The following is a 21,684-nucleotide window of genomic DNA, read 5'->3' as shown; positions in this document are numbered from 1 at the left end:
ACTGTCATGGGTTTTAACGACAACCTGAATAATAACTACTCCCGGCGTGGCTCTTCTGGGGGTAACGGCCGCTCCGGCGGTGGCGGCGGCACGAACCCGCTCATGATGATGCTGATGAGCAGTGTGGCCCGTAAGTTCGGTCTTCCCGGCGTGCTGATTGTTGGCGCTATCTTCCTGTTTGCCTCAGGCGGCCTGGGTGGCCTGACCGGGGGTTCTAGCTCCATGTACGGCACCGAGGCCCAGCAGGACCAGGTCACCGGCGCCGGGAACTTTGACCACTGCCAGACCTATGAGGACGCCAACCGCTACGACGACTGCCGTATTCTGGCAACCGGCGTGAGCCTCGATATGGTGTGGGAAGAGAAGCTGCCGGCCGAGGCCGGCATCTCGTACACGGCACCCGACCTGGTGCTGGGCGAGGGGCAGCTGTCAACCGGTTGCGGTACCGCCAACATTTCGCAGACCGGCCCCTTCTACTGCCCGGCTGACCAGACGGTGTACATGTCGGTTCCCTTCTTTGACCAGCTCAAGGCCATGGGCGGTTCCAACGGCGATTTCGCGGTCATGTACGTGACCGCCCACGAGTTCGCCCACCACATTCAGCAGACCATGGGCACCCTGAAGTACTCCAACTACCAGGACCCGGGCGCTGACTCTGGCGCCGTGCAGGTTGAGGTGCAGGCCGACTGCTACGCCGGTGTCTGGGCTTCCCATGCTGACAAGGGTGAGAACGCCCTGCTCGACCCTCTGACCGAGAGTCAGATCCAGCAGGCGATCGATACGGCCCGCGCCATCGGTGACGATGCGATTCAGCGTTCTTCGGGCCAAGAGGTTAACCCCGACCTGTGGACCCACGGCTCGTCAGAACAGCGTGTCAGCTGGTTTACGAAGGGCTACACCGAGGGCACCATGGCAGCGTGCGCCCAGCCCTTCAACTCCTAAACGGAGCGCCTAACCGAGGCACGCGAACTGCCCCTAGGTGTCCGCACCCGTCTCTTGACAGTAGGGACCAGATTCCTACCGAAGTACCTAACGTCCACACGGTATTCGGTAGGAATCTGGTCCTTAATCTTTTAACCCTTAAAACGGGAGCGGGCGCGGACGAACGCGCGGGCAGCTAGACGGGCACCCTTGGCGGTTGCCCCGTCGGCTGCCGCCAGCTCCGCTTCGGTACTGGGCCGTACCTGAGTTTCGGTCACCACCGGTGCCGGGTCTTCAATGGCGGACGCCGTCACCGGCTCGGGTGCCTCAATCTGGGAGGGCTTGACCGGCTCGGGCTCTTCCAGAGCAGAAGGCGCTACCGGCTCAGGTGCTTCAATGGCGCTGACCTCTTCGGCGGAAAGCTCTAGCAGGTCAGCGTCATCATCGGCGGGTACTGAGCCCCCGTTGCCCTGCCCCGACCCGTCGACCGGGCTGCCGGCGTCCTGCCCGCTGTTCAAGACCGTGAGGGTGCTGGCAGGTAGCTGGTCGGGAGCTGCCCCCAGGTTCTGGTCTACCTGGGCGATAATCTGCTGGGCAAAATCCCGGCGCATCTTCTGACTAGCGAAAACAGCGCCTCCTGCCTTGACTAGCTGTTCGCCTGCCTTGACCAGCAGCAGGGTCTGGGGGTTGCGCAGGCCGATGGCGGCTACGGCTCCCAGAATGTTCATCTGCTGGGTGGTTCCACCACCGCGGGGGGCCTCCTGCATCTGGGTGAGAATATCGTTGACCTCGGCCCCCAAGATAGCGGTTGCGGCCTCGTCGCTGCTTTCAACCTGTAGGCCGTGTAGCAGGGCCATGCCGTGTAGGTAGGTTTTGACGGCCTGGGCACTTCCCACGTGGGCGGTGGTGTTAATGCCCTTGTTGGCGGCCCGGCTGTAGGTGGCCATGCCCTGCTGCACCGCGCCCAGGTGGGCGGCTGCCTGGGTGAGCCCGGCGACGCGGCGGTTGCGGGTGACGCTGCCGAGGACGTTGGGGGTCAGCTCTTGCGCCCCTGCCTGGGCTGACCCGACCAGGGTGAAGTCGCGCACGAAGATTCCGCCTAGGCGCTCTGCTAGGTCGGCGGGGGTGGCTTCGGGGTAGCGGGTGCGGAGCTTGCGCAGGCGGCGCACGGCTAGCGGGGTCTGCTCGGGCGAGCTGTCTGCGGGGCGGGAGTTCTCGGTCATACCTTCTATCTTAAAAGTGAAAACCTCTCGGGGGAGTAGAAAACCCCGCCAGGTATGACGGGGTTTTCTTATGTGACCTGCGCGAGTCAGCCTTTAGCGGGTGGCGTGCTCCAGCAGGGAGGGAGCCAGGCCGATGTAGGTAGCCGGGGTGAGCTCAGAGAGCCGGGCTTCGGCGTCCGCACTCAGACCGAGTTCAGCGACGAATTCCTTGAGGCGGGCGGCATCGACGCGGTGGCCGCGGGTCAGCTCCTTGAGGCGCTCGTAGGGGTCCTCCATGCCGGGGACGCCCGCGATTGCTTCGGCGCGCATAACCATCTGGATAGCCTCGGCCAGAACTTCCCAGTTCTCATCGAGGTCTTGGGCGATGACGTCGGTGGCGATGTCTAGGCGCTCCAGCCCCTTGACTACGTTAGAGATCGCCAGCACGGAGTGGCCGAAGGCCACACCGATGTTGCGCTGGGAGGATGAATCGGTCAGGTCGCGCTGCCAGCGGGACTGCACCAGGGTTGAGCCCAGGGTGTTCAGCAGGGCGTTGGAGATTTCGAGGTTGGCCTCGGCGTTCTCGAAGCGGATGGGGTTGACCTTGTGGGGCATGGTGGATGAACCGGTTGCGCCCGCAACGGGAATCTGGCGGAAGAAACGGATAGAGATGTAGCTCCACACATCGGTGCAGAGGTTGTGCAGCACCTGGTTGAAGTGGGCGATGGAGGAGTAGAGCTCAGCCTGCCAGTCGTGGTTTTCGATCTGGGTGGTTAGGGGGTTCCAGTCCAGGCCCAGGCCGGTGACGAACTCTTCTGAAATCTTCTGCCAGTCGGCGGTGGGCACAGAGACGACGTGGGCAGAGTAGGTGCCGGTTGCGCCGTTGATTTTGCCCAGGAATTCGGCGTTTTCAACGTGCTTGATCTGGCGGTTGAGGCGGTAGGCGAAAACAGCCAGTTCCTTGCCCAGGGTGGAGGGGGTGGCGGGCTGGCCGTGGGTGCGAGAAAGCATGGGCACGTCGCGGGCCTCTTCGGCCAGCTTCATAATCTGCTCAACCAGGCCGCGGGCGGCGGGCAGCCAGACGTTGGTGACGGCGTCCTTGATACCCAGGGCGTAGGAGAGGTTGTTGATGTCTTCACTGGTGCAACCGAAGTGGACCAGGGGCTTGAGATGGCCCAGGCCCAGGGGCTCGAGGCGGCGGGCGATGAAGTATTCGACAGCCTTGACGTCGTGGACGGTGACGGCTTCAATTTCTGCCAGTTCAGCGGCAGATTCTTCGGTGAAGTCGGTGACGATAGCGCGCAGGCCGGCACGCTGCTCGTCGGTGAGGGGTTCGAGGCCGGGCAGGACCTGGTGATCGCAGAGGTAGATGAACCATTCAACCTCAACGTGGATGCGGTCGCGGTTGAGGGCGGCTTCTGAGAGGTAGTCAACCAGGGGTTCGGTGGCAGCCTTGTAGCGTCCGTCGAGGGCGCCGAGGGCAAGACCCGCGCCGGTGAGGGAGTGACGGCCAGAGGGCAGAGTGGTGCAGTTTTCGCGATGAGACATGTCTCTAGTTTCTCACGGCTAGGTGGGGTGGCGCACGTTTTAGCGGGGGTGTGAGATGGGCTTTTACGGGTAAGCGGTGGCTGCCGTCAAGGGGTGTGAACTCGCTGCGTCATCTTGCGTCACGGCTGCACCAATTGTGGGGCGATGTGCGCGGACGGCCGGGGCGGGGCTTATCCACAGGCGGGCGGACGCTGGTGCTCCGCCGGGTGCTGCTTTTAGGGTGTGGGCTAAGGAATCGCCCGTAAAAGAAGTGAGGAGGAAAAGCGATGCCTTCGGTGTATGAGCTTGTTGCGGCTGCGGGCAGGGTCGGCCTGGGGAGTCAGGGAGCCGCGAGCGCGTCCGCGGGTGCCCTGGGTTTGGCTCAGCGGGTGCGGGAGTGGTCTGCTGCGCTGGCGCAGCAGGTGCTGGGGCAGGCGGACGCCGTCGGGCAGGCCTCTGGGCAGGCTTTAGCTGCGGGGCAGGTGCAGTGGGATTCTGTGGCTGGTCGTGCCTTTCAGGGGGCTTTGGAGGCAGAAGGGGGCGCGGCTAGGGCTCTGCAGGGGGAGTTGGAGGCCGGTGCCCAGGAGGTGCGGTTGGCCGGTGAGGCTGTTGCTGCTGAGCTTGAGCTGGTGGCTTCTGCTATCGGTGCTGCCGGGGCTGCTTTTGATGCCGCCTTAGCGGGTATGGCGGTGCTGGAGGATATCGACTTCGATGACTTTATTGTGCACGCCGAGCGGGCTAATCTACCTGCCCTGCACGGGGCTCTCACCTCGGCTATGGGCAACCCTCTGCTTGCCCGTGTGAGTGCTACTTTGGCAGGAGAGGGGTGGTAGGCGTGGTCGCAGCATACGTTTCTGGTGCCCCTGGGGCAGGCCCTTCGGGCGGCCGTATCTCGGTGGAGTTCTCTGAGCTAGAGCCCCTAGCTCACCAGCTTGCTGCCGTAGCTGGGCGGTACGAAGAAGCGAGCCGGGAACTGGGCGGTCTCACTGCGCGTGTGGCTCTTCTGGCCTCCCTTGACCTGACGGGGGCAGGCAGCCGCGCCCTGGCGTCCTTGGGTACCAGCGCCCTGACACTCACCACCCTGGTGACGGGTATGCGGGGCCTAGCCCGAGGCGTGCAGAGCGCCGCTGAGAACTACCGGCAGGCGGAGGACTTCGCCAATCGGGTTATTAACCAGACGAATCAGGCTCAGACCCTGGGCATGGCGGTGCTGCGTGGCACCCAGTCGGCCTTCGGCTACCGGGTTGACCTGCTTAAGCTGGTTGTTAAGCGGGGAGCGGTGCTGGCGGTGGTCTACGCGAAGGACGCCTTCTTGCTGGCTCGCACTACTCCCGATGGGCGTAAGATCATGCAGGATACGACTAAGGGACTTAATAAGCTGGCGCAGGTAACGGGTACGACCGGGCGCTTGCGGGCTACCCGCGACATGACGGATGCGATCAGCCCCAGCCTGCGCGTCGATAACCTAGACCCCGGTAAGAGCATCCCTCGCTCACTCCCCACGCACTATGGGCAGGAACTACCCCTGAGCGCCCGCGGAATTGCCGAGCACTTCCAGCGTATGGAAGGCATAGAGAGCCGGGGCGATGAGCTCTTTGAAGCCGCCCACTACCAGGGCGCCTGGGACCATGTCATGGTTCAAACCCTCTACAACCCAGAAACCGGTGAAACCCAGTACCTGGTCACTATTCCAGGCACAGACGGCGACAGCGAGCGCGAGGATTTCTTGCAACCCTGGCGCGGGGGTACGAACACCTGGGCTGGCACCGCCGGGAGTGCTACCTCGGGGTATGGCTCCGACCTGACCCCGAACCAGTACACGGCCCTGATGACCCAGGTAGAGCGAGCACTGGAAGAGGCAGGGGCGGCTGAGGGTAGTGGTGTGATTCTGGCCGGGTTCAGCCAGGGCGGGTTAGCTGCCGGTGCGCTCGCGGCCAATACGTCCTTCGGCTCCCGCTATCGGGTCAAGGGGCTCATCACCCAGGGCAGTCCGGTGGACGAGATTAAGATACCTGCCTCGGTGACCCACGTTGATACCCGGTATAAGGGCGATCCCGTCCCCTACCTTCAGGGCGACCGCCCCGACTACGCACCAGATACGTCTACCGTGATGCAGCACAGACCTGCAGACGCCTCGGTTCACGGGGCTGCGGACTACGTGAAGATTGCGGGTGCTAACCCCGGTACGGAGCGGGTGATACCCGAGCTGCAGGGTTTGATGGGCGGCTACAGCGTGGTAAAAACGACGATTACCGCCGGCACGACCCAGAAGCCCGATATCACCCGCACCGAACAGGAACAGATGGCTATAGCGGGAGTCGGTAATGCTGTGCACGCGGGGGCTCAGAAAATAGGGTTGGGCAACCGCTTGATCAATAGCGCCAGTATTAACCCCTCTGACCTCTACCAGGATGCCGACTCAGCCCTGCGCACCTTAGATACCGAGGTGATACAGAAGGGGGATCGCTGGCTCGATACCCAGCTGCGCAAGGTAGAAATTGGCGGTGTGCAGCTCTATAACCCCACCATCACCTTGCCAGCGGTGGGGGAGCAACAGCCTGCGCCTGTGCTCGATAGCAGTATCCGGGTGTATGAACCCACCGCCCAGCAGCAGGTACGCAACCTGACCAACCTAGCTGGGGTGGGTGACCTCATCAGCGACGAAGCAATCGATGAGGGGGTGAGAGTCTTTTTGCCCGCCAGCTCGACCCCGCCCGAGTGAGGCACCGGGGCGGAGCCAGGCTACGAGACGGACGAAGCGGCGGGCCCTTAAGCTGCCGGGTAGAGGGGGTTATGGCCGGACGCTACCCGCTCGGTCTCCCGTACCGGGGCAGGGGCGGTAGCACCGGCGTCCGTATTGAAGGGGGAGCCGCCCAGGGCCTCACGCCCGTGCGGGGTGAGCCAGCCGGCCAGGTCAGGGCCGGCGGGCACGATGCCGGTGGGGTTGATGTCCTCGTGAACAATAAAATAGTGTTCCTTGATTTGCTGGAAGTCCACGGTATCGCCAAACCCGGGGGTCTGGAAGAGGTCGCGGGCGTAGCCCCAGAGATTGGGCATGGAAGCCAGGGTCTGGCGGTTGCACTTGAAGTGGCTGTAGTAGACCGCGTCAAAGCGTACCAGGGTGGTAAAGAGGCGTACATCTGCTTCGGTGATGTGGTCCCCCATGAGGTAGCGGCGGGTGGCCAGGCGCTCTTCAACCCAGTCTAGGGCCGCCCAGAGGCGGTCGTAGGCTGCCTCGTAGGACTCCTGGGATCCGGCAAAACCGCAACGGTACACCCCGTTGTTGATTTCGGTGTAGATACGCTTCATCACCGCCCGCATTTCCTCTTCGAGTTCAGCAGGCCAGAGGTCAGGGGCTCCCTCGCGGTGGTAGGCCTTCCACTCTTTCGAGAAGTCCTCGGTAATCTGCGGGAAGTTATTGGTGATAACGCCACCTGATTCAATATCGACGATGGCGGGCACCGTAATGCCGCGGGGGTAGTCGGGGAAGCGGGCAAAGTAGGCCTGCTGCAGGCGCTCAATGCCCAGTACCGGGTCCTTGCCGTCTTCATCGAGGTCAAAGGTCCAGGAGCGGGCGTCGTGGGTGGGGCCGGGTAGGCCAACGGAGAGAGCATCTTCGAGACCTAACAGACGGCGGACGATCAGGGTGCGGTTAGCCCAGGGGCAGGCACGGGCGGCTATCAGGCGGTAGGCGCCGGGCTTGACCGGCCAGAGCTGGTGGTCGGGGTCAAGCTGGGCAGTAGCGGCGGGGTCTGCAACAATACGGTCTTCGATGTAGGTGGTGTCGCGGTTGTATTCTTCCCCGGCGTGCACGTAGGAGCCGCGGGTGGAGTGTTCTGTCTGTTCGGTGGTGCTCATGCTTCCACCCTCTCACACAATACTTTCAAAGTAAAGTATTTTGTGGGGGTGGAGAAAGGCTTGAACCCCTCTATTGCGAAGGCAGTGTCAGCCCGCGGTACATACGGGCTGTTCGAGCGGGAGCCCAGGCGCCACCGCAGTCGATGGGGAGCCCCTCGTCCTCAAAGCCCCGGCGGCCATAAAACTCCCGAGCCCGCTCATTGCCCACGATGTACCACAGGTAGGCGGGCTCATCAGGGTAGAGAACAGCGTCAAAAAGAGCCGCCCCTAAGCCCGTGCCGTGTGTCGAGGCAAGAGTATAAAGGTGGGTGAGCTACCGCGTCCCCTCATTAACCGAGGGCAGGCCAATCTCTAGCTCCCAGGCCAGGGGGCCGGGGCGGGACAGCGCAAAACCGACCGGGGCGTCCCAATCAATCTCACCTCCCACCGCGCAGCTCAGACCACCGGCGGGCGTCCATGCCGGATTCTCGTAGGCAAAAAAGGCGCGGGCACCGGGTGCTGCGATATTCTCAGCAAACTCTTCCAGCCAGCCATCCCGGTTAGCCGTCTGCCGGGCCCCAAAACCGGGGTCTACCAGCCCGTTATAGGTCTCCGCCAGGCACCGTAACTGCAGGTCAACATACTTCTCGGCGTCCTCAGTACCCACCGGCGCCACCACATACCTGCCATCAGCTACAAAACCCACACGCGTCCGTCCTTTCACCTACTGTCACTGCCCTCTCACTCTAGCAAGCCCCGCAGAGCCCGCCCCACCCACTAGGCTAGAGGGGTGGCAAAACGCAGACGAACCCCCAAAAAACAGGTAGAAACCCCCGAAGCCCTCGTTGAAGGCGCCTACCCCATCGACACCGGCATCGCCGAACTCATCGAAGATGACTACACCCCTGGCGGCTGGGTGCTCGAAATCAACGGCATGGAATCCTCCCACATCGTGCTGGGCCAGCCCCGCGAACTCGACTTCGAATACATGCGCTGGCTAGCGGCCGTTATCGAACCCTTCGTCGACGCCCACCTCGACCCGGCCAAGCTCCGTATCACCCACCTGGGCGGCGGGGCCTGCTCCATGGCCCGCTACCTGGCTGACGTATACCCGGCCTCCCACAACACCGTCGTCGAACTCGACGGCAAACTCGCTGCCTACGTACGCGAATGGTTCGACCTGCCCAAATCCCCCACCATCAAAATCAGGGTGGGTGAAGCCCGCGCTGTCACCGAAGGGTTCGCCCCGGCCTCACGCGACGTCATCATCCGCGACGTCTTCGCCGGCTACATCACCCCGGAGCCGCTCACCACCCTCGAATTCACCCAGCTGGCCGAGCGCTCGCTGGCCCCAAATGGGCTCTACATCATCAACTGCGGCGATGACCGCTCCCTGGGCGGTGCCCGGGCCGAAGCGGCCGCTATCGCCCAGGTCTTTGAACACACCTGCATTGTGGCCGACCCGGCCATGCTCAAGGGGCGGCGCAAGGGCAACGTCATTATCGCCGGCTCCCACGCGCCCCTGCCGGTAGCCGGTGACCTGGCCACCGCCGCCATCACCAAGCGCCTACTGGGTGGCGGGGTACCTGCCCAGTACAAGGACGACGCCTGGGTGCGCGACTTTGCCCGCTCGGCTACCCCGCGCCGCGACGCCCAGCCCGAAGCTGACCTGGCCCAGCTGGACGCCCAGCTTCGCGCTGGCCAATAAAATATCGCCCCATTCCTTTTCTCTTCACCCCGAGATAATCTCTAGGGTCGTGAGAAAAGGAATAGGGCGAAGTGTTTGCCGGGCGTTAGCTGACCTCACCGTCAACGTAAAGCCACACCCCGCCGTCCTTGGTGAAGCGGGAGACCTCGGTCTGCACTCCGCGCACCCGCTCGCCCTCGGGCGTCCCCGGCACTGACCGGTAGTAGGCGGCAAACTCCACCCCGCCGGTGCTGTCAAAGGGGCCACCTGCCGTGCTGAGAATATCGAGGCGGTACCAGCGCAGGCTGCCGTCAAGATCTAAGGACGCAGGCCGGGTGCTGGGGTGCCAGCTGGCCAGCAGGTAGTCGGGCAGACCCACCGCAAAGGCGCTGAAACGGGAGCGCATGAGAGCCTCGGGCGTGGGCGCTGTCAGGTTTCCGGTCTGGGTAAAACGGGTGTGGTAACGGCCGCAGCAGGCGCCGTAAGTTTCGCCGGTGCCGCAGGGGCAGCGGGTATCGGGTTCAAGCATGTCTCCATTAAAACAGGTGAGCGGTGAGCCTGCCTGCTCTGCACAAATCTGCCCCGCGCGAGCCTACCGTGCCTCGGGGCCTGCATGAACCTGCCGTGCCTCGGGGCCTGCCCGCATCCGTCCGCCCCTCTCCACAGAAATACCCCAGTTTTAGTGCGGCTACCCCAGGTAAAAACCGGGGTAACTGCACTAAAACTGGGGTACTTAGAAAAAGGGAGGTGGGTTAGGCGTGCATCCAGCCCTCAATCACGCCCATGCCGAAGAAGACCAGGAAGGCAGCCGAGACGATGTACATGATCGGGTGCACCTCCTTGCCACGGCCCTGCACTAGGCGGATGAAGGTGAAGGCGACGAAGCCGGCGCCGATACCGTCCGCAATGGAGTAGGTGAAGGGCATCATGATGATGGTGAGGAAGGCGGGAATGCCCAGTCCCCAGTCAGTCCAGTCGATGTGAACGGCCTGGCGCACCATCAGGAAGCCCACGACGACCAGGGCGGGGGCGACAGCCTCGAAGGGCACGATGGATACCAGCGGGGAGATGAAGACAGCCAGCAGGAAGAGGGCACCGGTGACGATGTTGGCGAAGCCGGTGCGGGCACCTTCACCGATGCCGGTGGCAGATTCCACGAAGATCTGGTGGGCTGAGGACGACGAACCACCACCGAGTACGGAACCGGCGGCGTCGATGAGCAGCACCTTGTCGATGTTCTCGATCTTGCCGTCCTCGTCGATGGTGCCGGCTTCGGAGGCCAGACCCACGGAGGTGCCCATGACGTCGAAGAAGACTGCCAGCAGAATCGCGAACATGAGCATGGTTGCGCCCAGGGTACCCAGGGAGGAGCCTGAGAAGGCACCGACCATGTCAACGGAGCCCAGCAGGGAGAGGTCGGGGCTGCCGACCCACTGGTTGGGGATGCCGGGGATCATGAGGGACCAGCCGGTGGCTGAGTCCATGGAGGAGCCGGAGGGCCAGAGCTTTTCAAGCACAATGGCCAGGATGGTCGAGGCGACCACGCCGATGAGAATCGCACCGCGGACGTTGCGGATAAAGAGGGCGATGGTGAGGAAGAGGCCGAAGAGGAAGACGAAGATGGGCCAGCCCTGCAGGTGGCCGCCCGCGCCGAAGGAGACGGGGACGGTGGTGCCGGCAGCATCAGGCATACGGCGGACGATACCGGCGTTGACCAGGCCAATCAGGGAGATGAAGAGGCCGATGCCCACGACGATGGCGGTCTTGAGCGATTCGGGGACGGCGTCGAAGACGGCGCGGCGGAAGCCGGTGAGCACCAGAATAGCCATGACGATACCGGCCCAGACGACCAGGCCCATAATCTGGGGCCAGGTCAGGTTGGGGGTGGTTGCGATGGTGGAGGCCAGCAGGGCGTTGACGCCCAGGCCCGCCGCCATGGCGAAGGGCTGCTTGGCCCAGAGGCCCATGATGATGGTCAGGACGCCCGCCACCAGCGCGGTTGCTGCTGCGACGCGCTCGACGCCGAGGGTGTTGCCTGCGCCGTCGGGGCCGAGGCCCAGGATGAGGGGGTTGAGCACCACGATGTAGGCCATGGCGAAGAAGGTTGCTAGACCGCCGCGGACTTCGGTGGAGAGGGTGGAGCCGCGTTCGGTGATTTTGAAGTAGCGGTCGATGGCGCTGGTGGGCGCTGAGGGTGCGGGTTTGTGAGCCGCGGTGTTCTCAGAAGACATTCGTGAAAATCCGTAGATACTCGTGTGGGTTTGTGTGGCCCAGAAATGAAAGTGCGCCGTCTTTGGTGCGGACGGCGCTGATGTACCTGTCTAGTGTACGCCCGTGTGCCGGTTTCTGGCGAGAGCGGCGGGTGTGACGCTGTGCAAGGGGAGGGCGCGAACGCCCCGCTTCTCCTGTTAGGGAGGGCGGGGCGTCCTTTTGTTTTTTAGAGCGGACGGCTGGGGTAGAGCTCCTGGGCTTCTTGCCGCTTGGCGCGGATGTGGTGGATGAAGCTTCGGGGCGCCGTGAGGTCGGTGAGGTTAAGGGGGCTCTGCGGGTCGCTGAGGGGGCTGACGAGCTTCCAGTTGCTGCCTAGGTTGAGCACTGACTGGTGTTTGACGTCGTAGTAGCCGGGCTGCCCGTTGAGGGCGATGCCGCGGGCCCCGTGGAGGGCACCGGTGAGGTGGTGGTGGAAGCGGCTGGTGATCCATACCTGGTGGGGGCTGTAGGTGAAGTTTTCACGCCAGAAGCGTGAGAAGGGAATGAACCCGTCGTCGGCTACGAGGTCGCGGAGGGCGTCGTAGCCTGCGTAGTCGTTGCCGGGGATGGCTTCGACATAGTAGGTGCGTTCCTTGGGGATGCCGAAGTGCTCGATTTGGGCGCGGGCGAAGGCGAGCATTGCTTCGTGGGCCCCGGGTTCGAGGGCGTCATTTTGTATGCAGAGGTAGAGCTCTTCGGGGCGTCCTGTTTGAAGGGCGGACGCGGGTGACTGGCCGGGTGGGAGCAGCAGGGCGTCGTCGAGGCCGGTTTCTAGGCCGAGTGCTTCTGCGCTGGGTAGGTCGCGTACGCTGACGTGATCGAAGTTTTTGAAGGTTTCGTCGTTGCGCGGGGTGAGGCCTTGACCTGTGGCAAAGAGGCGGGCTCCTGAGATGTCACGGGTAGCGCGCATGGCGTCTACGAGTAGCTGGTTTTCGGGCCAGAGGGAGTTGATGTAACCGCCACCGAGCAGGTGCAGGGTGCCTGCCTCCCGCAGGTCGATGATGCCCAGGTCGTAGTTGGGCGTGCTGAGCTCACGGATCTTATCGGCCGGGGTCCTGGGGTCGCCGTGGAGGTGCTCGTGAATTGCCCGGAAGAGGGTGTTGGTGACGTGCAGTTTGGGGTGGGCGTGTTTGAAGAGGGACGTCGCGTGGCCCGGTTCGCGCACATCGAGCCAGACCTCGGTGGTGGGGTGGGTTGCTGCCAGGTACTGGAGCCAGCGCAGGGTGATGAGTTCGTCGCCGTAGTTGGGGTAGCCGGCCATGGAGATGAGGTAGATGGGCTTACCGGGCGCGGGCGCTTCTTTGTGCTCTGCCGGTGCAGGCGCTGGGGCAGGTGGGGTGGGGGAGTCCTTGCGGAGGAACTTGTTGAGCATGCGGGCTAACTCCTGTGGGCGTTGCGGTAGGTGAATGCTGCGATTTCTGCACGCAGGACGGGCTGTTGCGGGCGGAAGGTGCCATCGGCCCAACCAGTGGTGATGCCGTTGGCGTGCATCCAGGCTATGTGCTTGTTGAAGGGGTGGGTGAGGGGTACATCTTTAAAAATAGCGGACAGGTTTGCAGCGGGTGAACCGTTAAATCGATAGAAGAAAGCTGCGATTTCTGCGCGCAGGACGGTTTGCTGGGGCCGGAAGGTGCCGTCGGCCCAGCCTGTGGTGATGCCAGTGGCCTGCATCCAGGTGATGTGGTGGTAGAAGGCGTGAGTAGTCGGAACATCGCGGAAGGGGCTCACTGCTGGGGGAGCGAAGGCAGGGGAGCCTGCAAGTCTGTAGAAGAAGGCTGCGATTTCACCGCGGAGCGCTGACCGGTAGGGGCGGTAGGTGCCATCCTCCCAGCCGGTGGAGATGCCGCTGGTGCGCATCCAGTTCATTTGAGTGAAGAAGGTTTCTGTGGGGAGCACATCGGCGAAGCCGGTGCCGTTGGCCCAGCGGATCCAGGCGGCCAGGTGGGGTGCCAGAGTATTATGCCCTGCGGATGAGAGGTGGACGGAGTCTGCCAGAAGGTGGGCAACACCTTTATCGGTAATCCAGTAGCGGGTAGGGACTACATTGATATTTTCTTGCCTGCCCATTGCGGCAAGATGCTCTGATAGCTGGTGACGGTTGGCCTGTTCGGAGATGCGGCGGCCAACTACCTCAGAGAGCATGATCAGGCTGGTGGGGTAGAGTTCGCGCAGCTTTCTGATAACTGCCCGCATGCCTTCGGCGGTGTCCTGGTAGCTCCGCCCGGTCCATAGGTCGTTGCCAGATCCTTGAATGTAGACGATGCCGGGGGATCCAAGGGGGAGGGCCCTAGCGTTATTGATAACGCTATCGACGTAGGAGGGGTGGTACTGGTTGGCTGCGTATACACCGATTCCACCCCAGCTATAAAAATAGGGGCGGTAGCCTGCCTGGGTGAAGCCTTGACCTACCCAGTAGCTGTGGTTGGTGTTGGGTTCTCCTACCTGGGAGTCTCCGATAATCAGGGCATCTGAGCTGGTCAGTCTTATGTTGGCATCGCGCAACATGTTGCCGGGGCCGGTGCGGATGAAGTTGTTGGGGTTTCCGGGGTAGAAATGGGAACCGGAGGCCGCGTCCCAGATGATGATGCCGTTGGTAAAGGGTTGGTAGGCGCTGATGGGGCTGAGGGCTTGCTCGGGGGCGACGGGCTGACCGAAGCGGGTGGGGTTGGTGATCCAGAGGGAGTAGATGCCGCCAGATACCGGGATATTGGCGGCGGCCGGAGTAGTTGAGAGCGCTGAAATGGCTAGGCTTGATGCTGCGAGGGTGATGGCCTGGGCGCGGTTTACCTTAAGTTCTGGGCGGGGGTACATAAGAGACCTCTAGATTGTGTGCGTGTGAGTGTGCGGCAGGGCACCTGCTGGGTGTAATTATAGGCCGAGGGCCGCATGGTCCTTTGTGGCGGCACTCTGGGGGAAGCAACATAGTGAAAAGAAAGGTATGCCTGCTTCGATGATCTGAGTATAATTTAGGCAAACCTAACTTATAAGAAAGGCTAACCGTGGAATCTACGCCCTACCCCACCATCGACACCCTGACCGCCCGCTCACGCGCCGTCGTCCTGACCGACCGACCCGCCCGCTATGCCAAGCAGCTTGCTAGCCACTTCGGGCATAAGATTCTGGTTGAAGAGATTGAGGGTGGCCACCGACTGACCTTCAACCGTGACGGCAATTTTGGTGGCTACGGCGATGTGCTGGTGCAGGAGGTTGACGGCGTTGAACGCCTTGTCCTGCTGGCCTACGCGGAGAGCCCCGAGAAGCGCGAGCGCCTTGAGGGCGTGCTGGGCCGTCACCTGGAACGCTTTGGCGAGAAGGACGGCCTTAGCGTCACTTTTCTGCCCCTCTAGGCTCTTGGCGCAGGCGGGTGTATGTTTGAAACTGAAATTTTTTCCCCGCTGCACTGTTGGAGCGTTATGACTGAAAAAAGCCCTCACGATCTCGAGCTTGCCCGCCAATTCTTGGCGCAGCTGGCGGATCGTCTGAATCTGGATCCCGCCCTCATCGGGCAGACCATGCCCCATCTTCTGGGTATGACCAAGCATGTGGCGCACGGGGTGGTGCGCCCGGCAGCGCCCCTGGCCGCTTTCTTGGTGGGGTATGCCGCTGCCGGCGGCGAGGGGGAGGACGGCATCCCCGCACCCGAGCGCGTCCTGGCGGCTTTGGAACAGGTGGAGGCCTTGATCGAGGAGTACCGGGAGAACCATGGGCAGGCTTAACCGTTCTGCCCCGGCCACCCGCTATGTGCTCAAAGACGACGGCACCTTTTCGGTAGACCGTCGGGCTGACGCCTTGACCGCCGAAGAACCCCTCGAAATCAGGCTCGATGGGCAGACCGTCACCACCACCATGCGCACTCCGGGTCACGACATCGAACTAGCTCACGGCTTCCTGCACGCTGAGGGGCTGATTAGGAGTGCTGCTGAGATTAGCACCGCCCGCTACTGCGCGGGAGCTACCGGGCCCGATGGCGCTAACACCTACAATGTGCTCGACCTGAGCCGCACAGCCCCCGAAAATCCCCAGCCCAGCTCGCCGGGTGGCGTCCTGCCCCTTTTCGAGAAGGCCGCACCCCTGCGCCTGACCGTGACCAATTCAGCCTGCGGGGTCTGTGGGTCAGCATCAATTGACTCGATTATGGGTAAGGCTACCCGCCCTATTCCACCTACCGCTCTCACCCCCGCCCAGGTGCTGGAACTGCCTGCCCGCCTGCGCGACCACCAGGTGATTTTCAAAAAAACCGGCGGTATTCACGCCGCCGCCGTCTTTGAACCAACCGGTGAGCTCATCGTGGCTCGCGAAGACATCGGCCGCCACAACGCCGTGGACAAGGTGGTGGGCCACCTGCTCATGAACGACGGGCTGGAGCCCCCAGCCCCCGGCCTACCGGGGCGGACGCTGGTGGTCAGCTCGCGGGCGTCCTTTGAGCTGGTACAGAAGGCAGTACTTGCCGGTTTCTCGGCGCTCGTAGCGGTTTCTGCCCCGTCCTCGCTGGCCGTGGAACTTGCCAAGGAATCGGGCCTCACCCTGGTAGCTTTTGCTCGAGAACGCCGTTTTAACCTTTATTCAGGCCTGTTGGCTGAGTAACCTGGCACACAGCGCGCTACACTGGGGTGTATGAGCACGGTAAGCAAGCACGAAGACGTCCCTGTTGTCAGCCGCGTGAGCGAAGAAGCCACGGCCTTTGATAATCCCAAGATTGGCCACCGCACCAAGGTTGCGGCGGGCCCCGGTGGTGTGCTGCACGCTATGGCCCACGCGATCCCGGCACGCGGTCTGCTCCCCCTGATTAACATGAACCAGCACGGCGGCGTCGATTGCCCCGGCTGCGCCTGGCCCGAACCCCACCAGAAGGATAAGAACGTGGTGGAGTTCTGCGAAAACGGTGCCAAGGCCATCGCTGAGGAGACCACCCCCGACCGGGCCGATGTTGATTTCTGGGCGCAGTACTCGGTGACCGAGCTGCGTGATAAAACTGATTTTTGGCTGGGCAAGCAGGGCCGCATCACCCAGCCCCTGCTCTACGACCGCTCTAGCGGGGACGACCATTACCGTCCTATCAGCTGGGACAAGGCCATCGGTATGATTGCCGACCAGCTCAAGAAAACCGACCCCACCAAGGCCGTTTTCTACACCTCGGGCCGTGCCTCCAACGAGGCCGCCTACGCCTTCCAGCTGCTTGCCCGCCGCCTGGGCTCCAACAACCTACCCGACTGCGGCAACCTCTGCCACGAGTCCACCGGCGTCGCCCTCAAAGAGGTCGCTGGCCTGGGCAAGGGCTCAATCACCATGAGCGACCTCGAAACCACCGACCTGCTCATCTCGGTGGGGCAGAACCCCGGCACCAACCACCCGCGCTCGCTGACCAGCTTCAAGAAAATGAAGGAAAACGGCGGCAAGATGGTGGTGCTCAACCCCATGCCCGAAACCGGCCTGATGGCCTTCCGCGAACCCCAGTCGCCGGTGGGCATGATTGTGCCCGAGAAGCTGGCGGACGAGTACCTGCAGGTGCGGCTGGACGGTGACCGCGCCTTCTTCCAGCAGCTCAACAAAGAGCTGATTCGGCGCGATGCCATTGACCACGTTTTCATTGAGAAATTTACGGACGGCTTTGAGCAGCTGCGCGAGCACCTGTTGGGCTTGGATGACGCCGAGCTGGAACGAGGCTCTGGCATCTCGGCTGCCCAGGTGGCGCGGGTTGCCGACCTGGTAGAGGCCTCCGAAAACGCGATTGTTTCCTGGACCCTGGGCGTCACCCAGCACCGTGAATCGGTGGGTACCCTGCGGGAGATGATGAACTTCCTCTTCCTCACCGGCAACATGGGCAAGCCCGGGGCTGGTTCAGCCCCCTTCCGCGGCCACTCGAACGTGCAGGGCAACCGCACCGTGGGTATCTGGGAGAAGATGCCCGAGCCCTTCCTTGCGGCTCTTGAAGATTACTTCGGCTTCCCCGTCCCCCGCGAGCACGGCCTTGACACCGTGGATGCTCTGCGCCAGATGCGCGATGGGAAGAACCAGTTCTTCATGTCCCTGGGCGGTAACCTGGTGCGCGTTGCCTCAGATACCACCGCCTGCGAGAAGGCCATGAGCAGCCAGGAGATGACCGTCCACCTTTCGACCAAGCCCAACGGGTCGCACGCCTTCCCCGGCGAGAAGGCCCTGATTCTGCCCGTCCTGGCTCGTACCGACCGCGATGTGCAGGCGTCCGGCCCGCAGAAGATTACCGTGGAGAACTCCTTCGGTATCGTCTCTGCTTCTATCGGCAAGCGCACCGCTAACGACGACCTCGACCTCAAGTCAGAGGTAGAGATTATTTGCTCGGTGGGTCGTGAAACCTTTGGTGATGACTTCTGGCAGCCCATGATCGACGACTACGGCGTGATTCGTGAGGCTATTGAGGGTACTATCCCCGGGTTTGAGCGCTACAACGAGCGGATTGAGAAGCCCGGTGGTTTCTACCTGCCGAACGGCCCGCGTGAGCGCGTCTTCAACACCGAAACCGGCAAGGCCCGGCTGACGGTCAATGAGACCAATGTGCTGGATGTCCCCGAGGGGCACCTGCTGCTGTCGACGGTGCGTTCGCATGACCAGTTCAATTCCACGATTTACGGGCTGGACGACCGCTACCGCGGCGTGCGCGGTGGCCGCCGCGTGGTCTTTATGCACCGGGACGACATCGCCGCCCTGGGGCTTGAGGACGGCTCCCTGGTGGATATTGTGTCGGTCTGGGAGGACGGCGAACGTCGGGCTCCTAATTTCCGCGTGGTGGAGTACGACCACGCTCGCGGCTGCTGCACCGTCTACCTGCCCGAGGGGAACGTGCTGGTTCCGCTGGATTCGGCGGCGAAGCGCTCGAACACTCCGGTGTATAAGTCGGTGCTGGTGCGCCTGGAATCGCTGGGGCGTAAGGCTTAACCGGCGGTAGCGGGCGGACGGCCGGGCCCCAGCCCGCCCAAGGTAATCGAAAGCTTCATCAGCGCGTTCTAAGAACATGCTGATGAAGCTTTCGATTACATTAGATACTAGAAGGATGAACCGGCTAAAAACTCAAATACATCTAGCCACTCAATATCACCTGTTGAAGGGGCGAATCTATCACCTGTGAGTAGGAGGCAACGCGCTCCGGGGGATAGTCGCTGAAAAGGGGCTAATTCTCGTGCTAGGGTTTGCTCAGATTCTGTTGTTAGGGCTACCTGAATATAGATTGTGCGCCCTTCTTTCTTGGCTAGAAAGTCTATTTCACCTTCGGGGACCTGCCCGGTGGTGACTTCAAAACCCCGGCGGAGAAGTTCTAGGTACACCATATTTTCGAGGTCTCGACCCCTGTTGTAATCCCGTGACCCTAGCAAAGAATTGCGTAGACCGGGGTCTACGAAGTACATTTTCCCGTTGGTCTTTAGCCACTGCTTCCCTTGGGTGTCGTACCGGCGGCAGCGGTAAAGTAAGTGCGCGTCGACCATTAACTGTAGGTATCGATCTACGAGCTCAGATGAAACATTCCTGCCGTGTGACTTGAGTTGTTTCACGATGGAGAGGGTTGAAAGTTCAGAGCCTGCGTTATCAAAAACGAAACGGGCTACTCGCAGAAAGGCTTCGGTATCGCGTATCTGCCCGCGTAACGCTATGTCCCTGGTAAAGATTGAGTCAAAGAGACCGGTGTTGAGCTGTCGTACTACTTCTTCGTTGGTTGTTACAGCTGCTGCTGGGAAGGTACCCCATTTGATCCATTGTTGGTAGGCCTGAACTGCTCCTGTGAAGTGTATCCCTGAGTGTTCTCGGAAACGAGTAAATTCGGTCAATGACAGGGGGAGCATGGATATCTCGATATAGCGCCCTGCTAAATAGGTGATGGACTCAGAAATGAACATTGACGCGTTGGATCCGGTAACACAGATTTCAAGATTCTCGCGGCTACGCAGTGAGTTTACGACGCGAGCCCAGTCATTTAGTTCCTGAACTTCGTCGATGTGTAGAAACCGTACTTCGTGGTTTTCTATCGTTTCGAGAACATGTGCGTGGAAGATCTGCGGATCTCGCAGGTTGTCGTTGCTCATGTCTTCAAAATTGATAGATAGTATCTGGTGAGGGGCAACCCCGTGGCTTATGAGGTGTTCTCGATACATTCGAAGTAGGGCTGATTTGCCGCAGCGTCGTACGCCGGTAATGACCCGTACAAGAGCGGGGTCCGTGATGCTGGTTAACAGGTCAAGGTAGCGGTCGCGAGCAAGAAGCTGAGTCATAATTTCGAATATACCTGAAATTAAGTGAAATCTGCCCTGTAATTTCAGGTATACCTGAAATTACAGGGCAGATGAAGTTTTAGTCCAGCACCGGGAAGTTGTGATGCCCAGCGTGTACCAGGAGCTGGGTGCGGGTGGTGACGCCCATCTTTTTGTAGACCTGTGAGAGCGTGTTTTTGACGCTTGAAAGTGAGTAGTTCAGCTCTTCCGCGATTTCTTGGTTCGTGTGCCCCAGGCAGACGAGTTTGGTGATGGCCTGCTCTGTTGCGTTGAGTTCGCTCCAGGGGTCGCCCTGGGGTGGTTGGGTGAGGTTCATGGAGATGACCAGGCTGGCGAGGGCCCGCCTGTCGATGATGGCCCGCCCTTCAACTGCGGCTGTGACTGCCTGTTTGATTTCTTTGGCGCGGGAGTTTTTGAGTAGGTAGCCGTGTACGCCTGCGGCGAGGGCTTGGCTGACGTAGCTGTAGCTATCGAAGGTGGTGACGGCAATGATTTTGGTGTCTGGGTGGGTTGCCAGGATGTGCCGGGTGGCTTCTATGCCGTCCATGATGGGCATGTTGAGGTCCATGAGGAAGACCTCGGGGCGTAGGGTGTTGGCGATGGTGACGGCCTCTTGCCCGTTGCGTCCTGTGGCGATGAGGTTGAGGTCGGGGTCGTTTTTGATGTAGAGGCCCAGGAGTTCGTTGAAGTCGGGGTCGTCTTCGATGAGGGCTACGGTGGGTTGGTGCATGGTGGGTGCTTTCTAGGCGGTGGCGAGGGGCAGGTGGATGGTGAGGTTCCAGGTTGTGTCTGTTACTCCGTAGTGCATGGTTCCGCCGAGGGCGCGGATGCGCTCACCTATGCCGACAAGCCCGTAGCCGGTGCCCCGGGTGCGCTTTTTGGGGGTGCTGGGAGCAGCGGGGTTGGAGGTGGTGACGGTGACGCCGGTGAGGTTGGGTTTGGCGGTGACGGTGATGGTGCAGCCTGGTTGGGCGTATTTTTTGGCGTTGTGGCAGATTTCTTGGATGAGTTTGTGGAAGGTGGGGCGTACTCCGTCGGGTAGGTCGGCTTCGGTGATGGTGATGTTTTCGTGCAGGGTGAAGCCGTGGGCGGTGAGATCTTTGCGGGCTTGGGCTAGGGTTTGGCTGAGGTCGATGGTGGGGGCGGACGTCTGGGGTAGGGCTGTGGGGTCGGTGTCGCCTCGGGTGGTGCGGATGAGCAGGCGCATGTCTGTGAGGGCTTTGTGGGTGTGTTCTTCGATGGTGTGCAGAGCGGCATCTTTGCCGCTGGGGTCGGTTGCATCGAGTCCTTGGCCGGTGGTGAGGCCGATGACGCTGATGTGCCGGGCTACGGTGTCGTGGAGTTCGCGGGCTAGGGCGCGGTTGGATTCAGCTACCTGTTCTTTGTAGTCGGCATATTCCTGGGCCAGGGTCTTTTTCTGCTCCCAGGAGATTCGTAGTGCTAGGGGGGTGCCTATGAAGAGGAAAAGGCTGATGCTGAGTGTTAACAGGTTAAAGGGCCGCAGCAGGGTGTAAGCTGTGATGATTTCTCCAGCTATGTGTGAGATGGCGAGGAGAAAAATACCTGGTAGGGGGCCGGTAAGAACGAACAAAAAGGTGCAGGCAAGAATGAAGAAGGCCAGCAGAGCGGACTCCTGGTCGTAGTAGGCCGAGCTGAGAAGCATGAGCGCGCACAGGGCATATACAGAGTACCGGTAGGCGGTGTAGTAGAGCGCCGCCCAGAGGGTGATGAGCGCGAAGAAGACGATATGCAGGGATAGGTAGCTGTCGGGATGGCTGACGGCTTGGAAGAAGCCTGTAGCGCCGATTGCTAGAGAAAGGATGAGTGTGGTGAGCCGGACTGCGCGGGAAGGACGTGCGGTCGGCAGGGACCGTAGGGTGTGTAGTAGCTGGGTCACTGGTGTGCTTGCTTGCAGAAGGGTGGTATGTGCTGGAGGATTTTGCAGAACTGATATGTACTGGCTTTAGTTCCGACAATTATAAGACCACTAAAGCACCATCAACCACCTCCTGCGGAGTCCGAT

The 21,684-nt window shown here is 61.6% G+C and carries 19 protein-coding genes; 8 read left to right on the top strand and 11 right to left on the bottom strand.

Annotation, left to right across the window (positions count from 1 at the left end; translation table 11 throughout):
- The first annotated feature begins 6 nt into the window (after positions 1-6).
- Positions 7-942, top strand: coding sequence for a KPN_02809 family neutral zinc metallopeptidase (ypfJ, locus tag ACED88_RS04375; RefSeq protein WP_449108842.1), 936 nt, complete (start codon positions 7-9; stop codon positions 940-942).
- Positions 943-1,073: 131 nt separating this feature from the next.
- Here the strand turns inward: ypfJ and ACED88_RS04370 are convergent, their stop codons facing one another.
- Entirely contained in the window at positions 1,074-2,144 is a 1,071-nt protein-coding gene (locus ACED88_RS04370; protein WP_449108841.1) for a hypothetical protein, read from the bottom strand.
- A 93-nt stretch (positions 2,145-2,237) separates the two neighbouring features.
- A complete protein-coding gene (gene purB, locus ACED88_RS04365; protein WP_237222072.1) occupies positions 2,238-3,671 on the bottom strand; it encodes an adenylosuccinate lyase in 1,434 nt (477 codons plus the stop codon).
- 266 nt (positions 3,672-3,937) lie between these two features.
- On the opposite strand from purB, the gene ACED88_RS04360 reads away from it, so the two are divergent.
- Together ACED88_RS04360 and ACED88_RS04355 are read left to right on the top strand one after the other, a co-directional pair.
- Positions 3,938-4,483, top strand: a complete 546-nt coding sequence (locus tag ACED88_RS04360) for a hypothetical protein (RefSeq protein WP_449108840.1) — start codon at positions 3,938-3,940, stop codon at positions 4,481-4,483.
- Positions 4,484-4,485: 2 nt separating this feature from the next.
- Positions 4,486-6,372, top strand: coding sequence for a WXG100 family type VII secretion target (locus ACED88_RS04355; protein ID WP_449108839.1), 1,887 nt, complete (start codon positions 4,486-4,488; stop codon positions 6,370-6,372).
- A gap of 47 nt (positions 6,373-6,419) precedes the next feature.
- On the opposite strand, the gene ACED88_RS04350 is transcribed toward ACED88_RS04355, so the two are convergent.
- Positions 6,420-7,508: a glutathione S-transferase family protein gene (locus ACED88_RS04350; RefSeq protein WP_449108838.1), complete on the bottom strand. Its 1,089-nt coding sequence runs from the start codon at positions 7,506-7,508 to the stop codon at positions 6,420-6,422.
- Between the two features lie 313 nt (positions 7,509-7,821).
- The gene (locus ACED88_RS04345) at positions 7,822-8,193 is read right to left on the bottom strand and encodes a hypothetical protein (protein ID WP_449108837.1); all 372 of its coding nucleotides are present in this window, start codon (positions 8,191-8,193) and stop codon (positions 7,822-7,824) included.
- Positions 8,194-8,277: 84 nt separating this feature from the next.
- On the opposite strand from ACED88_RS04345, the gene ACED88_RS04340 reads away from it, so the two are divergent.
- Positions 8,278-9,195: a spermidine synthase gene (locus ACED88_RS04340; RefSeq protein WP_449108836.1), complete on the top strand. Its 918-nt coding sequence runs from the start codon at positions 8,278-8,280 to the stop codon at positions 9,193-9,195.
- An 85-nt stretch (positions 9,196-9,280) separates the two neighbouring features.
- On the opposite strand, the gene ACED88_RS04335 is transcribed toward ACED88_RS04340, so the two are convergent.
- From ACED88_RS04335 to ACED88_RS04320, 4 genes are all read right to left on the bottom strand, one after another.
- A complete protein-coding gene (locus tag ACED88_RS04335; RefSeq protein ID WP_449108835.1) occupies positions 9,281-9,703 on the bottom strand; it encodes a YchJ family protein in 423 nt (140 codons plus the stop codon).
- Between the two features lie 223 nt (positions 9,704-9,926).
- The gene (locus ACED88_RS04330) at positions 9,927-11,405 is read right to left on the bottom strand and encodes an NCS2 family permease (RefSeq protein WP_449108834.1); all 1,479 of its coding nucleotides are present in this window, start codon (positions 11,403-11,405) and stop codon (positions 9,927-9,929) included.
- Positions 11,406-11,611: 206 nt separating this feature from the next.
- Entirely contained in the window at positions 11,612-12,796 is a 1,185-nt protein-coding gene (locus ACED88_RS04325) for a polysaccharide pyruvyl transferase family protein (RefSeq protein ID WP_449108833.1), read from the bottom strand.
- A gap of 5 nt (positions 12,797-12,801) precedes the next feature.
- Entirely contained in the window at positions 12,802-14,235 is a 1,434-nt protein-coding gene (locus ACED88_RS04320; protein WP_449108832.1) for an S-layer homology domain-containing protein, read from the bottom strand.
- A 188-nt stretch (positions 14,236-14,423) separates the two neighbouring features.
- Between ACED88_RS04320 and ACED88_RS04315 the strand changes: the two genes are divergently transcribed.
- From ACED88_RS04315 to ACED88_RS04300, 4 genes are all read left to right on the top strand, one after another.
- Positions 14,424-14,771, top strand: a complete 348-nt coding sequence (locus tag ACED88_RS04315) for a DUF2218 domain-containing protein (RefSeq protein ID WP_449108831.1) — start codon at positions 14,424-14,426, stop codon at positions 14,769-14,771.
- 66 nt (positions 14,772-14,837) lie between these two features.
- Positions 14,838-15,140 (top strand): DUF6457 domain-containing protein, encoded by a 303-nt coding sequence (locus ACED88_RS04310; protein WP_449108830.1) that lies wholly within the window; start codon positions 14,838-14,840, stop codon positions 15,138-15,140.
- Positions 15,127-16,008, top strand: coding sequence for a formate dehydrogenase accessory sulfurtransferase FdhD (fdhD, locus tag ACED88_RS04305; protein WP_449108829.1), 882 nt, complete (start codon positions 15,127-15,129; stop codon positions 16,006-16,008). The genes ACED88_RS04310 and fdhD overlap by 14 nt, the downstream gene beginning before the upstream one ends.
- Before the next feature lie 30 nt (positions 16,009-16,038).
- The gene (locus tag ACED88_RS04300; RefSeq protein WP_449108828.1) at positions 16,039-18,336 is read left to right on the top strand and encodes an FdhF/YdeP family oxidoreductase; all 2,298 of its coding nucleotides are present in this window, start codon (positions 16,039-16,041) and stop codon (positions 18,334-18,336) included.
- 107 nt (positions 18,337-18,443) lie between these two features.
- On the opposite strand, the gene ACED88_RS04295 is transcribed toward ACED88_RS04300, so the two are convergent.
- The 3 genes from ACED88_RS04295 to ACED88_RS04285 form a co-directional block, all read right to left on the bottom strand.
- A complete protein-coding gene (locus ACED88_RS04295) occupies positions 18,444-19,661 on the bottom strand; it encodes an ATP-binding protein (protein ID WP_237205222.1) in 1,218 nt (405 codons plus the stop codon).
- 79 nt (positions 19,662-19,740) lie between these two features.
- Positions 19,741-20,391 (bottom strand): response regulator transcription factor, encoded by a 651-nt coding sequence (locus ACED88_RS04290; protein WP_449108827.1) that lies wholly within the window; start codon positions 20,389-20,391, stop codon positions 19,741-19,743.
- Positions 20,392-20,403: 12 nt separating this feature from the next.
- Positions 20,404-21,558 carry a sensor histidine kinase gene (locus tag ACED88_RS04285; protein WP_449108826.1) on the bottom strand — a complete coding sequence of 385 codons (1,155 nt, stop codon included), beginning with the start codon at positions 21,556-21,558 and terminating at the stop codon, positions 20,404-20,406.
- Positions 21,559-21,684 lie beyond the last annotated feature (126 nt).

The organism is Rothia sp. 11273D007AR, from assembly GCF_053547255.1.
The sequence above is the reverse complement of the archived record's forward strand: the minus strand, read 5'-3'. Positions and strand labels throughout refer to the sequence as shown.